General features: G+C 38.8%; 15 protein-coding genes and 1 pseudogene. 14 read left to right on the top strand and 2 right to left on the bottom strand.

Annotated elements, in window-relative coordinates; translation table 11 throughout:
- Positions 1 to 16 precede the first annotated feature (16 nt).
- From V7137_RS07915 to V7137_RS07885, 7 genes are all read left to right on the top strand, one after another.
- On the top strand, positions 17 to 610 hold the full coding sequence (locus V7137_RS07915) for a YpjP family protein (protein ID WP_335697580.1): 594 nt from the start codon (positions 17 to 19) through the stop codon (positions 608 to 610).
- Positions 611 to 711: 101 nt separating this feature from the next.
- A complete protein-coding gene (locus V7137_RS07910) occupies positions 712 to 1293 on the top strand; it encodes a TerD family protein (RefSeq protein ID WP_026563843.1) in 582 nt (193 codons plus the stop codon).
- 207 nt (positions 1294 to 1500) lie between these two features.
- Positions 1501 to 2289, top strand: a complete 789-nt coding sequence (locus tag V7137_RS07905; RefSeq protein WP_335697579.1) for a TerC family protein — start codon at positions 1501 to 1503, stop codon at positions 2287 to 2289.
- Between the two features lie 73 nt (positions 2290 to 2362).
- On the top strand, positions 2363 to 3550 hold the full coding sequence (locus V7137_RS07900; protein WP_335697578.1) for an HpcH/HpaI aldolase/citrate lyase family protein: 1188 nt from the start codon (positions 2363 to 2365) through the stop codon (positions 3548 to 3550).
- The gene (locus tag V7137_RS07895; RefSeq protein ID WP_335697577.1) at positions 3501 to 4856 is read left to right on the top strand and encodes a phosphoribosyltransferase family protein; all 1356 of its coding nucleotides are present in this window, start codon (positions 3501 to 3503) and stop codon (positions 4854 to 4856) included. The genes V7137_RS07900 and V7137_RS07895 overlap by 50 nt, the downstream gene beginning before the upstream one ends.
- Position 4857: 1 nt before the next feature.
- Positions 4858 to 5979 carry a cysteine protease StiP family protein gene (locus V7137_RS07890; RefSeq protein WP_335697576.1) on the top strand — a complete coding sequence of 374 codons (1122 nt, stop codon included), beginning with the start codon at positions 4858 to 4860 and terminating at the stop codon, positions 5977 to 5979.
- On the top strand, positions 5976 to 6776 hold the full coding sequence (locus tag V7137_RS07885; protein WP_335697575.1) for a hypothetical protein: 801 nt from the start codon (positions 5976 to 5978) through the stop codon (positions 6774 to 6776). The genes V7137_RS07890 and V7137_RS07885 overlap by 4 nt, the downstream gene beginning before the upstream one ends.
- Here V7137_RS07885 and V7137_RS07880 read toward each other — a convergent pair.
- Positions 6773 to 7018, bottom strand: a complete 246-nt coding sequence (locus V7137_RS07880) for a hypothetical protein (protein ID WP_335697574.1) — start codon at positions 7016 to 7018, stop codon at positions 6773 to 6775. The genes V7137_RS07885 and V7137_RS07880 overlap by 4 nt on opposite strands.
- 219 nt (positions 7019 to 7237) lie before the next feature.
- Here V7137_RS07880 and V7137_RS07875 point away from each other — a divergent pair, with 219 nt between their 5' ends.
- The 7 genes and pseudogenes from V7137_RS07875 to V7137_RS07845 all read left to right on the top strand — a co-directional run bounded on the left by V7137_RS07875 (position 7238) and on the right by V7137_RS07845 (position 13382).
- Positions 7238 to 8875 carry a YceG family protein gene (locus tag V7137_RS07875; RefSeq protein ID WP_335697573.1) on the top strand — a complete coding sequence of 546 codons (1638 nt, stop codon included), beginning with the start codon at positions 7238 to 7240 and terminating at the stop codon, positions 8873 to 8875.
- Positions 8876 to 8887: 12 nt separating this feature from the next.
- The gene (locus V7137_RS07870) at positions 8888 to 9982 is read left to right on the top strand and encodes a toxic anion resistance protein (protein WP_335697625.1); all 1095 of its coding nucleotides are present in this window, start codon (positions 8888 to 8890) and stop codon (positions 9980 to 9982) included.
- Positions 9983 to 10030: 48 nt separating this feature from the next.
- Positions 10031 to 10589 (top strand): annotated as a pseudogene (locus V7137_RS07865) (TerD family protein).
- A 33-nt stretch (positions 10590 to 10622) separates the two neighbouring features.
- Positions 10623 to 11201: a TerD family protein gene (locus V7137_RS07860; protein WP_335697572.1), complete on the top strand. Its 579-nt coding sequence runs from the start codon at positions 10623 to 10625 to the stop codon at positions 11199 to 11201.
- A 132-nt stretch (positions 11202 to 11333) separates the two neighbouring features.
- Complete coding sequence (locus tag V7137_RS07855) at positions 11334 to 12041, top strand: anthrax toxin lethal factor-related metalloendopeptidase (RefSeq protein ID WP_335697571.1); 708 nt, start codon at positions 11334 to 11336, stop codon at positions 12039 to 12041.
- Positions 12042 to 12096: 55 nt separating this feature from the next.
- Positions 12097 to 12891: a thymidylate synthase gene (locus V7137_RS07850; protein ID WP_335697570.1), complete on the top strand. Its 795-nt coding sequence runs from the start codon at positions 12097 to 12099 to the stop codon at positions 12889 to 12891.
- Positions 12888 to 13382, top strand: a complete 495-nt coding sequence (locus V7137_RS07845; protein ID WP_335697569.1) for a dihydrofolate reductase — start codon at positions 12888 to 12890, stop codon at positions 13380 to 13382. The genes V7137_RS07850 and V7137_RS07845 overlap by 4 nt, the downstream gene beginning before the upstream one ends.
- A 79-nt stretch (positions 13383 to 13461) precedes the next feature.
- On the opposite strand, the gene V7137_RS07840 is transcribed toward V7137_RS07845, so the two are convergent.
- The gene (locus tag V7137_RS07840; protein ID WP_335697568.1) at positions 13462 to 13701 is read right to left on the bottom strand and encodes a hypothetical protein; all 240 of its coding nucleotides are present in this window, start codon (positions 13699 to 13701) and stop codon (positions 13462 to 13464) included.
- Positions 13702 to 13766: the final 65 nt, after the last annotated feature.

Here is a 13766-nt window from a genome sequence, read left to right as displayed (position 1 = left end):
AATAGGTGACGTAAAAATGAACAATTGGCTTCGTAAAACGTTATTTGTACTAGTTTCTGTCTTATCTTTTGGTCTCGTTACGCCAACACATTTAATAGACCAAGTAAACGCAGATAATCGCACTGATCGTGATGCATTTGAAGCGCCATCGAAAGAAATCGCCTTTGGACAATCAAACACCATTAAGGAAGAAATGGAGTTTGATAAAGACAAGTTTATAGAAGAACTATTGATACAGGCAGAATTTCAGTCCTATCAGAAATTTGGGACTAAAATCAAACCTGTCATCGAAAATGAATTCAGGGAAGTTATTTTGCCGAACATCGAAAAAGCTCTTGAGGAAATGTCTGTTCAATTTCCGGAAGATGATTTAAAAAATCTCACTATTTCGGAGCATCCTAGCGCGGGGCTTTCTGAAAAAATATTTAATATTACCAATCAGGGTACCGGGCAGGATGTCCTTCGTTTTCATGTAAGACGAGATAATCCACCGCAAGCAGGCTATTGGTTTAATTTTCATTATCACACCTATCATGATGAATTCCAGAGCCACCATGAATTAGGTTCCATTTATTGGGCCAAAAATACACCACCCAAATGGATGAGTTAGAGTGATTTGCTAAAGGGCACAAAAAAAATTTATTATAATAAATGAAACCTTTTTATGACACACTCGTAAATAGACTATTACCTAAAATGGAGGAATGAAAAATGGCAGTAAGTTTATCAAAAGGTCAAAAAGTGGATTTAACAAAAACAAATCCAGGATTAACAAATGTTGTGGTTGGACTTGGATGGGACACGAACAAATATGATGGCGGTAATGATTTTGATTTAGATTCATCTGTTTTCTTATTAGGAGAAAATGGCAAAGTAACGAATGAAACTGACTTTATTTTCTATAATAATCCTCAAGGGGCAAATGGTGCTGTTGTACATACTGGTGATAATCGCACAGGAGCTGGCGATGGTGATGACGAAGGTGTGAAAGTAAATCTTACAACAATTCCTGCTAATATTCAGCGGATTGCTTTTACTATTACAATTCATGATGCAGATAGCAGAAATCAAAACTTTGGTCAAGTTTCAAATGCTTATGCACGAATTTACAATGAGGCGAACGGTGAAGAATTAATTCGCTATGATTTAGGCGAAGACTTCTCGATTGAAACAGCTATAGTTGTTGGGGAATTATACCGCCACAATGGAGAATGGAAATTCAGTGCCATTGGCAGCGGTTATCAAGGCGGTTTAGCTGCACTTGCCACCGACTTCGGCTTACAAATTGGTTAATTGTTAAATGTAAAAGATCCAGTCTGATGCTGGGTCTTTTTAAAAAAATTTGTTTATAAACTGTCTAGCTACAGCGCCTAGGGGCTCTATGGTCTACAGCCAATCCGTCATGAAGGTTAAAGAACAACCTTCCTGCCGGCTAGTCTTATGCTTGTCGCCCCTAAGCAAGGCGCTTTCGCTTTTCTAATCTGGGAGGAATTTTTTTAAATGTCAGTTATTAATCATATCTTAGACACATATGCACAATTTTTTGATCTTAATATGTGGGGTAAGATATTAGCAGATCCGGTTAGCTGGGGACTTATTGGGACTCTTATTATTTTAGAAGGTTTACTTTCTGCGGATAACGCGCTTGTTTTGGCCGTAATGGTTAAACACTTGCCGCCTGAAAAGCGGAAAAGAGCTTTATTCTATGGTTTATTAGGTGCATATATATTCCGATTTATCGCGATTGGAATTGGAGTTTACTTAATCAAGTTTTGGGTCATTAAAGCCTTTGGGGCCGCGTATCTTGCTTGGTTAGCGATTAAGTATTTCATCGATAAGCGTAAAGGGGATACTGGTCACGACCAGGATGAGGAAGCAGAAGGAATTAACCAAGGCGGCTTGCTAATTCGCTTATTTGGTACCTTCTGGGGAACAGTAGCTGCCGTTGAGTTAATGGATATTGCTTTCTCGGTCGATAGCGTTCTTGCTGCATTCGGAGTAAGCAATCAAGTTTGGATATTATTTGTGGGTGGAATCCTTGGGGTGTTAATGATGCGAGGCGTGGCTGGCGTATTCTTAACATTAATTGACAGAATCCCAGAACTTGAAACCACCGCTTATATCTTAATCCTGATTATTTCTATTAAGATGGCTCTAACCTTACCGTTATTCAACATCCATATTGAATCATTACATTTCTTTATCATTCTAGCCGTAACATTTGGAGCTACCTTTATTGTTCACTTTATGAATAAGAAAAAGGAAGCCAGCAAAGGAAACCAATCATAATTGCAGACTAAAAGGGGAGCTGACGAGAGTCCGTCTCCTCTATTTTTTAGCTTTAAAAGAGGTGAAATAGGTTATGGAGTTTTTTACATATTTTTACCAAGATGAAATTAAACGCTTCTTCTTTCAAAAACCGCAGACATTTTCGAAATATTCAAACCGTGACCTTTTATCTTATGGTTTAGGCGCTACCCTTTATATGCCAGCGACACGCCCGAATATTCATCAAGAAATTCTCTCCAAGAAGCATGAAGGATTAACTTCTATTGTCATCGACCTAGAAGATGCGGTTGGTGATAACGAGGTGACAGATGCGGAAGCAAAGCTCATCAATGAATTGGTAAAGTTAAATGGTGAATTGAATAAGGGGTTTCTAAGCTATACGGATCTCCCTCTGATGTTTATCCGCATTCGAAACCTAGAGCAGTTTAAACGGGTAACAGAACAATTAGCAGATGCGATAAAATTGCTTACCGGAGTGGTCCTTCCTAAATTCAGCTCTGAAACAGGTGAAGAACTATTAATGGAGGTGCGCCGGATCCATACTGAGCAGCATCCCTTTTATGCAATGCCCATCTTGGAGACAGCGAAGGTCATTCAAAAAGAAACGAGAATGGAAGAATTAACGAGTATAAAAGCTCTTTTAGATCGCTACAGGGATAATATTCTAAATGTCAGGGTCGGGGCCACTGATTTTTGTGGATTATATGGAATACGCCGCAGTGCGGATACCACGGTATATGATATAGCAGTTTTGAGAGATTGTATTTCTGATATTATTAATGTCTTTCAACGTTTTGATAGCCCTTACGTTGTTTCTGGACCAGTTTGGGAGTATTTTTCTACGAAGAAAAGAATGCTGAAGCCACAACTAAGGCGAACCCCGTTTCGTGAGCGGTACGGTGACGAAGGGCTGAAAATGCGTGCAAAATTAATCGATGAACATATGGATGGTTTAATCCAAGAAATCCTCATGGATATCGCAAACGGATTAACGGGAAAAACAATTATCCATCCTTCACATATCAAAGTTGTTCAAGCCCTCAATGTGGTTTCCTACGAAGAGTTCATCGATGCAAGCACTATCATAAAAGCAGCAACAGGGGAAATTGGCGTCATGAAAAGTAAGTTTGCAAATAAAATGAACGAAATAAAACCTCATTATTATTGGGCGAAGAAAACCATCTTAAAATCACAGTTGTACGGGGTGCTGCATGAAGAATTCACTACCATTGACCTTATCAAAAAAGAAGTATACGTATAATATCCTAGACGCGATAAAAACAGAGATAGCAGTAACTGAAGATCCGTATGATTTGCCTCTGGAAGATTTGTTTACGATGGCAGCTAGAATAAATAAGAAGCGCTCGTTTCTATTCGTTAGTAAAGTGCTCGGTAAACACTTACCCATTGATCCAAATAAAGGGCTATTGACGGCGGCCCTATTAGGAGCGAGATATTTAGAAATGGTTAAGGGAATCTCTTGTTTAGAAACGGAGAAACTATTAACCTCATATAGAAGAGGAGATTCTTACCAAAGTATGGCCTTTATTCCTGAATCTGTAAGTCCAGTCGTGATTGGCTTTGCTGAAACGGCAACAGCCCTTGGGCATACTTTCTTTGATTGCTTTCAATCGGCCGAATATTTTCACACCACTAGGGAAGAACTCATCCAGGTAAGACCAGAAATTACCTTTGAAGAAGAGCATTCACATGCAACATCACATCGCTGTTACATTCCTTTGGAGATGATTCAAAATGAACGAGAAATTATCCTTGTTGATGATGAATTGACCACAGGAAAAACGGCCTTAAATATTATCAAATCCATTCAAAGTAAATTCCCAAGACGTGTTTATACCATTGTCTCCATTTTGGATTGGCGTTCAGAAGTGGATCAAAAGAGATTTCAACAGCTTGAACAGGAGCTTTGTATCAAAATCAATGTAGTCAGCCTGGTAACTGGAACAGTTCAGGTGAAGCAGATTCGTGAGCTAGAGAACCGGTCAGCAACCAGTGAAAGGAATGAGAGCGTCGAAGCATCTGTAGAATGGATAGACTTATCAACATTCTTTTCTAGTACTCCCTTTTCAGTAAATAACTTGATTAATAGGAACGCATTTATAAAAGAAACAGGTCGATTTGGCCTAAATAGTTCCGAGAACGTTTGTCTTCACCAGAAAGCCTCTGCTGCGGCAGCGATATTAAATCAGAAAAGAACGGGAAAAAGGACTCTTTGCCTTGGAACGGGAGAGTTTATGTATCTTCCAATGAAACTCGCTGCCGAAATGGGCAGAGATGTTTATTATCAATCAACGACTCGCAGTCCGATCTTCATCAAAAACAAAGAGGGATACGGGGCAAGGTTCGGTTTGACTTTTCCAAATCCGGAAGACGTATCCGTTACACACTTTGTATACAACATCCCGTCTGGCTTTTACGATGAAATCTTTATTTTCTTGGAAAGAAAAGTAGAATTAGAGAGTTTGGAACCACTCATGAAAGAACTAGAAAAATTACAAATAGAGATGATTAGGCTCGTCTTTTTTTCTGAAAATCGAGGTGAATAAGATGGCATTTACAATCAATAAACCTGCAAGAATCGGAAGTTATAAAGCGGAGGATGTTCAACTCTTATTGAAGGATTTAAGTGATATTGTGTTAGAGGATACTACCGAAAATCGAGAAATGAAGGTTCAATCAGGTGCTCATTATAGTGAATCCTTACCCATCGAGTATCAGCCTCCAAAAGCGTATGTTGATTTATTCTGGTCGACCCTCAAGGAATACAAACAAAAAGTGGCTTTATGTATTGGGATCGTGGCAGAACGAATCTATCATGCTAAAGGTGAAAAGACGGTTCTCGTTTCTCTTGCACGAGCGGGGACACCAGTCGGGATTTTAATTAAAAGATATATTCACCTGAAATACCAAGTTTTATTGCCGCATTACAGTGTTTCTATCATCCGGGATAGAGGGATTGATGAAAATGCACTTCAATATATAGTAAGTCAGCACCCAAATGCTCAAATTCAATTTGTGGATGGCTGGACCGGAAAAGGGGCTATTTCGCTTGAATTAACAAAAGCCTGCCAAGACTATCAAAAAAAATACGGAATATTGCTTGATGATACCTTGGCAGTGCTTGCAGATCCCGGCTACTGTACTACTTTGTTTGGAACAAGGGAAGATTTCTTAATCCCTAGTGCATGTCTGAACTCAACAGTTTCTGGATTGGTGAGCAGGACGGTTTTAAATGCTCAATATATCGGGAAGGATGATTTCCATGGAGCGAAGTTTTATAAGGAATTAATTCCAATGGATGCTTCTAATGAATATATTGATTTGATTAGTAAGGAATTTGAAAACATTACCCAAATAGCAGCAGAAAGTGCCCGAAAAATGGTTCACGAAAGATTGGAAACGGGATTCCTAGGAATGGAAGACGTCAAGCGAATTCAAACTGAATTTGGAATTGAAAGTACCCATTTTATTAAACCTGGTGTCGGCGAAACAACAAGAGTGCTCCTTCGCAGGATTCCATGGAAGATACTGATGCGCGACCCTTCGAGTCCATTTGTCAAACATATTCTTATGCTGGCAGAAGAGAAGGGGGTAGAAGTCGTACCGTATCCGGATTTAAAGTATTTGTGCTGCGGCTTGATTAAATCGGTTAAGGGGAGTAACGCATGATTTTTGCATCTGACTTGGACCGTACATTGGTTTATTCGAAAAGGGCGATAGAAGAGCTGGGCATCGATGCTCAGTTCGTCCTTAAACCGGTTGAAAAAAGAGAACAGAACTGGGTTGCCTATATGACCGAATCATCCTATTTTGCATTAAAAGAGTTAGCCTTGACTAGTTTATTTATTCCCGTTACCACCAGGACAACCGAACAATTTAACCGATTTTCCATTTTTAAGGAAGATATTCCAATCAAATATGCGGTCACCTCAAATGGGGCCAATATTATTTATCAGGGTAACTTGGTGGAAGATTGGTCATCACATATTATCTATCGTTTGAAAGAAGAATCAGTTAGCCAAGAGGAACTGCTTATTAAGCTAAATAAGGAAGGTTTACAATTTGATGGGCACATTAAGCAGGCGGAAAATTTATTTTTCTATTTCATTTTAAACAGTCTTCCACCTGCTTCTGATCGCAGAGCGATTCATGATGTGGCTGCTCTTAATGGATGGAGGATCTCCATTCAAGGGAGAAAACTATACTTTATCCCGCGAGCGATTAGTAAAGGGGACGCACTTGAATTTATCTCAAAACGAGAAGGAATGGAGCTAATGGCAGGTGCGGGGGACTCCGTACTAGATTGGGACTTTCTGAAAAACTGCCATTATCGTTTTGTCCCTGCCCATGGTGAACTTGCAAGAGTGTCAGGCACCAGCAACTATACTCTTACCAAAAATAAGGGTGTTGGTGCAGGGGAGGAGATTATCCATCATTTTCTACACCTGCTTCGTCTTAGTGTTTAACCCCTTTCATTTTTCGGAGTAAAAATGAAAAAGTAAACACAAGAAAATAAACTATATGTTCCTAAGAAGAAGAGAATCGACAAGGCTAATGAATGCCAGACGGAAGACAATAGAAACGTAAAGATTAAACTGAACACAAATAAATCTAGGTAAACAAAGACATCGGAAACCATTACATCCATAACGGTATTTAATTCCTCATCTATTTGTTCCATCCGCGGCCGCTTATATAAAAAACGCATTTGAGTCACCTACTTTAGTGTGAGTACTCAAATAGTATGTAAGGACAAGGGAAAAGGTGAAAAATGAGGGAAAGGACATTCCTATGAAACATTTTTAAAGGAGATTCGTATAAACAAATGAACCGATTACCTAACTGTGATATGATGTTATGGAAACCTTACATAATTTTCTAAACGCTTCAAAAATAAGCTTTCGCTTCTAGAGGGAAGGGATTATGAATGAATCCATCATATAATCAGTTGACCACCCAACCTGTTTCCTTATCTTATGAAAATTGGCAGACTATGCTGAAAAAGCCATTACCAGAACGGCCAAATTTTTCAAAAGAAAACGGAACCATTCAGATTGGGCAAGTCATTGGGAAGTTCCTTGGAATACCAATTGACCACGATGATTATTATAATCAACTTTTTGATTATGTGAACAATCCAGAATGGAATCTTCATTTGATAAGTGAAGAGTCACTTGATAAGACGATTAACAACCATCACTTTCAATCCATTCAAAAAGTCATAAATATTAATCGTGAACAAAAACTGTCCATCAACCGATTCACAGCTTTCCTTGAAGGGGAACAGTTATTGTTGAAATCAAAGGTGCCTGTTATCCATCGAAAACTGAGAGAGGCAATGATCGCAACATTAGAGTTGTTTGCAAAGGTTGAAAAAGACGGCTTAGTAAACCAAGATTTAAGGCGCGTTCTTGTAGACATTGTTAAATGGTCCATTAATCATTTAGAGCCGGTATTGGAAAAGGCTGATCCACTAAAAGAAATGCCCAAATTTTTATGGTACGGCGACTTTAAGAAAAGTCATCAATATTTTTTATATTATTTAATGAAACTTGGCTGTGATATTGTCATTTTTCACCCAGAAGGTAAGGATATTTTTGAGGGGATAAGTCTTGAAAAAACGTTCTCTCATGAATTCCCCAATAGGATGTCTGCAGAACCGTTTCCTAAGGCAAAGCGCACTCGTAAAGCAACCGTTGCCTACAGAGCTTCAAAAGAAATTGAGACCATTTTAAACCAAGAGGGTTCTGGCCTATATAAACCATGGCAATTACGGGATTACACGCCATCCTCTATTACTTTAAAAACCACCTATGATGAACTTTTTATTCTTGGGAAAGAAATGGCAATGGTTCGGCCTGATTTTGAGGTAGGGAATGGACAAGTCAAAATTCCTTCGATCTTTGCTAAAGTTCAGGGTGTGAGTAAGAATCGCAAAGAGTACTGGGATCGTTTACAATCGCTGAGTGAATTTGAGCATAGTTTACTAATTAGGCGTTTGCCAATTACGATGGCAAGTACGAGTGATTTCCGCTTTCACTATCGCAATGCTCTAGGGAAGGATGGTTTAGTAAACCCTGAAATCATAATGAAGGCACATTATTGGCCTTATTCTTTTTTATCCTCTGGCTTGCAAAAAGGAATTGCCTCTGCGGTAAGAAGAATATGTGAAAAACCTGGTTTAAAGCCTTTACCAACGGAAACGATAGAAGACGTAAAAATGTATTTATTTACTCAGGCATTTTTTATGCCAAAGCCGATTATTCAGTTGATTGAGAGATTTGACTATTCCCAGCATGTACCGAAATTAATCATTTTCAATAATGAATTAGCCGGTATCCTTACAAGGTCAGATGCAGCACTTTTGTTACTGTTAAATCAATTTGGGATCGATATCATCGTGTATAATCCTCCTGGTCATAATGATATTGAAAATTTTCTTGATGAACGATTATTTGATATGCATTGGCTCGAAGACGTTGTCTTTGATTTAGAATTTAAAGAACCGTCCATTTTTAAAAAAGGGCTTTTTCAAGGAATCTTAAAAAATTTAAGGGGAGATTAATAAGTGACTCTTATGCCAAATCCATCAAGCGGCTTAACGCCAGCAGGTGCAGATGACATCCTGACAGAAACTAAAGTCTCTGACATTAAACTTGCGCTACGGAAGGAACCAGAAATTCAAAATTTGGCCCGAACAATTGATGAACGTGACCAAATTCAAGTTTTAGAGTTTGGAAAGGAACCTGCCGTTCAAATTTCCCGTTTTTCTGACCAGATCTTAAATAATATGAGGACAACAAAAGTAGAGGATTCAGGTGAATTGCTTAAACAACTGGGCCGCATTATGGATAAATTTGATGCCAAGGACTTCCAGAAAACTTCAGGCGGACTTTTCGGAAAGCTCTTTAAAAAGGGTGAGAAGATGGTTGAAAAGTTGTTTGGCAAGTATCAAACGATGGGCTCCGAAATTGATAAGGTATACATAGAAATATCAAAATATCAGCATGAAATGGTTGATTCAACCAATATGCTCGAACAAATGTATGAGCAAAACTATCAATACTATTTAACCCTTGAAAAATATATTGTTGCGGGTGAACTAAAAGTGGAGGATTTAAAAAATAATCAACTTCCACAGCTTGAAGCCCGGACTGCTGCTGGTGACCAAATGGCCTCTATGCAATTAGATTCGCTGAAAAATGTTATCGAATTATTGGAACAGCGCATCTATGATCTAGAAATGGCGAAAATGGTCTCCCTACAGACTGCTCCGCAAATTCGTCTTTTACAAAGAGGAAATACGAAACTGATTGGAAAAATAAATTCGGCCTTTGTGACGACCATTCCGATTTTTAAAAACGGTTTGATCCAAGCGATGGCAGCGAAAAGACAAAAGTTAGTTGCTGATTCGATGAGTGAACTAGACCGCAGGACAAATGAAATGCTCCTTAAAAATGCACAAAACATTTCACAGCAAAGCACGGATATTGCTAGGCTTGCCGGCGGTCCAAGTATTAAAATCGAGACGATCGAAGAATCATGGAATATTATTATTAAAGGTATGCAGGAAACAAAGGCTATTGAAGATGAAAATAAACGGATGCGGGTAGAAGGCACAAAACGTTTAGAACAGTTGCAGGATAACTTTAAAAAGTTAAAACAATCTTAAACATATATTGTTTTGATTTATACTAAATTTCATATTGGAGTGATTGAATTGGCTATTAATTTACAAAAAGGTCAACGAGTTGATTTAACGAAAAGTAATCCAGGATTATCAAAAATCATGGTAGGGTTAGGATGGGATCCAGTCCAAAGCGGCGGCGGCGGCGGTTTNNGTTATTATGCTGGGTGCAAACGACAAACTTCAAAACAATAAGGATGTCATTTATTTTGGAAACCTACGAAGCAATGATGGCAGTGTACAGCACTCAGGAGATAATTTAACGGGCGATGGAGACGGCGATGACGAGCAGGTAATGATTGATTTAAGCAGAGTTCCATCCAATATCCAGAAACTTGTTTTCGTTGTAAACATTTATGACTGCGTCAAGAGAAAGCAACATTTTGGGATGATTAAAAATGCTTTTATCCGGGTTGTAAATCCTGGGAATAATCAAGAGTTACTCCACTATAACCTTACAGACAATTACAGTGGGCTAACATGTCTTGTGACGGGAGAAATTTATCGCCATGGCAATGAATGGAAGTTTGCCGCAATCGGCAGCGGTACCAATGCTGCGAGCCTGAGTGAAGTTGTTCGTTCCTTTAGTTAAGAATAGAATAAAGTTCAAATAGAGGTGATCAGTTTGGGTATTAACTTAGCAAAGGGGCAAAGGATTGATTTAACCAAAACAAATCCTGGGTTAACAAAAGTCATTGTTGGTCTAGGCTGGGATACGAATCGTTATCATGGCGGAAATGACTTTGACTTGGATGCATCTGCTTTTTTAGCTGACGCTAATGGCAGAGTTATAAACGATTCGGATTTTATTTTTTACAATAATCTCGCTCACCCTTCTGGTTCAGTCGAACATACAGGGGATAATCGAACTGGTGAAGGTGACGGCGACGATGAGCAAATCAAAATTGACTTTAGTAAAGTTCCATCTCATGTCCATCGAATCGCTATTACAGTGACGATTCATGATGCGGATGCAAGGTTTCAGAATTTCGGCCAAGTTTCCAACGCCTTTGTTCGCCTGGTTAACGAAGAAACAAATAATGAGGTCTTACGCTTTGATCTTGGAGAAGACTTTTCAGTAGAAACAGCGGTTGTTATCTGTGAACTCTACCGCCATAATGGTGATTGGAAATTTAATGCAATCGGCAGTGGTTTTGCAGGTGGGTTAGCAGCCCTTTGTCGAAACTATGGTTTAGAAGTATAAAATTAAGTTGAAAGCTGCCTGTTGGCAGCTTTTTCCCTTTATTCCCCACTTTTCCCTTTTATATTCCAATCAAGCATGCTCGTTCCCATGTTATAATTCTATTAATATATTGAATTATTAGGGGAAGATACGATGCGTAAATCAGTCGCGGCTTTTTTCATAGCTGTTTTGTTTCTTTCATCGATCACTACGTCACAAGCATCTTCTGATGGTATTTTGCTTAGAGATTATTCTAGGAATTCTGTACTCTACCAATCCCTTAAAGTGGATCATTCGTTACCACTGTTGAATCAAATCATTGTTTTACCTAAGCAATCGTTTGATCAGAAAGAAGCTGCGGGCATTATAAACAGAATTGATTCGATACCCTATTCGATTTTAGAAAAAATAAAAAACCACGGAATCAGTGTAAAACTTTTTACGGGGAAACTTACAGATAATCCCACAGCAAGTCAATTGGCAGGGAAGATCCCAAGAGGATATACAAATAATGTAACCTGGGATAATGTCCCTGGAATTGGTGGTTCTAAACTGGTATTGGTTAAAATTGGTGCTAGTGAAAAAGGTCATGGGCATAGCTCGGTAAATTTAGAATTACATGAACTGGCCCATTCAATTGACCGTTATGTGTTTGAAGAGATCAGTAGTTCCAATGACTTTACCGGCATTTGGGAAAAGGAACATGAACAATTGTTTCCAGGAAACAGTTATTTTCTCTATCCGGAAGAATATTTTGCAGAGACCTTCGCTATGTATTATTTAAATAATGATACGAAAGAACTATTACGAACGAAAGCACCGAAAACATTTCAATTTTTAAAACAGCTCTCACTTCACTAATTTGCCCTTGATTGTTAAAATAGATAAATATGTGCAGAAAAGGGAGTTGTCCGAGGTGAAGCAATATTTAGATTTATGTCAGCATGTCCTTGAAAATGGAAACGTGAAGGGCGACCGAACAGGTACTGGAACCATTAGCACCTTCGGGTATCAAATGAGATTTAATTTAGCGGAAGGATTTCCGATGATGACCACGAAAAAGTTGCATTTAAAATCCATTGTTTATGAACTGCTATGGTTTTTAAAAGGCGACACGAATGTTCGGTATTTGCAGGAGAATGGCGTCCGTATTTGGAATGAGTGGGCCGATGAAAACGGCGAGCTGGGTCCTGTCTATGGTCACCAATGGCGTTCATGGACGGGTGCAGATGGTAAAACCGTTGATCAAATTACCGATCTTATTCATCAAATCAAAACGAATCCCAATTCAAGAAGGCTGCTAGTAAATGCATGGAACGTAGCAGAAATTGACAACATGGCACTGCCGCCGTGCCACTGTATGTTCCAATTTTATGTGGCAGACGGGAAGTTGTCCTGTCAGCTCTACCAACGCTCTGCCGATGTCTTTCTCGGCGTCCCGTTTAACATTGCATCCTATGCGCTTTTAACCATGATGATTGCTCAGGTTTGTGACCTAGAACCCGGTGAGTTTATCCATACATTCGGGGATGTTCATATTTATCAAAATCATCTTGAACAAGTAAGATTACAAATGGGTAGAGAGCCTCGTGCATTGCCAACTCTCAAAATTAATCCGCATGTCAAAGATATCTACTCGTTTGAGTATGAAGACTTTACACTTGAAGGGTATGACCCACATCCCCACATAAAAGGAGTGGTCAGTGTATGATTTCCTTTATTGTCGCAATGGATGAAAATAGGGTGATTGGAAAAGAGAATCAATTGCCGTGGCATTTACCAGAGGATTTAAAATTTTTTAAGAGGATTACGATGGGACACCCGATTGCGATGGGAAGAAAAACGCATGAATCCATTGGACGCGTTCTTCCTGGCAGAGAGAATATCGTAATTACCCGCCAGGCTGATTACCGGAGTGAAAATTGTACGATGTTTTACACGGTTGAGGATTTTGTTAAGTATAGCCAAAGGAAAAATGATGAGATCTTTGTGATTGGCGGAGCAGAAATATTCAAAGAGACATTTCCATTTGCAGATCGTCTCTACATAACACTTATCCATCATGAATTTGCAGGAGATACATTCTTTCCTGAATTTGATCCTAGTGAATGGGAATTAGTGTCTAATGAAAAAGGGATTAGGGATGATAAAAATCCCTATGACTATGAGTTTAGACTATACGAAAAAAAGTCTAAAGTATAAATAGGCACACATGTAAACAGACCAATTTACTCATAAAAATAAGCATCAGCTATTAGCTGGTGCTTCACTATGTTTACGATTAAGAATATGGTCCATTTACTTCGTATTCTGCTAATTTTGCCAGCATTCCTCTGAATTCCTGTGGATGGCAAAATTCATCCTCGTTAAAATGTGTTTTAATCCAGGCAATTAATTCAAGCGGGCTATTAAAATATTCACCGCTTCGATCGCTCTTGCGAATGGTATATCTTCCGTTATCATCATCAATTGTTATCTCCACCGGAAGAGCTCCATCATAACTGCAAAGTGAAAATTCCATCCTCATCACATCCTAACGTTATGATTGATCATTTTCAAAAAATATATGTCCTTCCTGCTCAAATT

The organism is Neobacillus drentensis, assembly GCF_036962765.1.
Classification (GTDB): Bacteria; Bacillota; Bacilli; order Bacillales; family Cytobacillaceae; genus Neobacillus; species Neobacillus drentensis_C.
The sequence above is the reverse complement of the archived record's forward strand: the minus strand, read 5'-3'. Positions and strand labels throughout refer to the sequence as shown.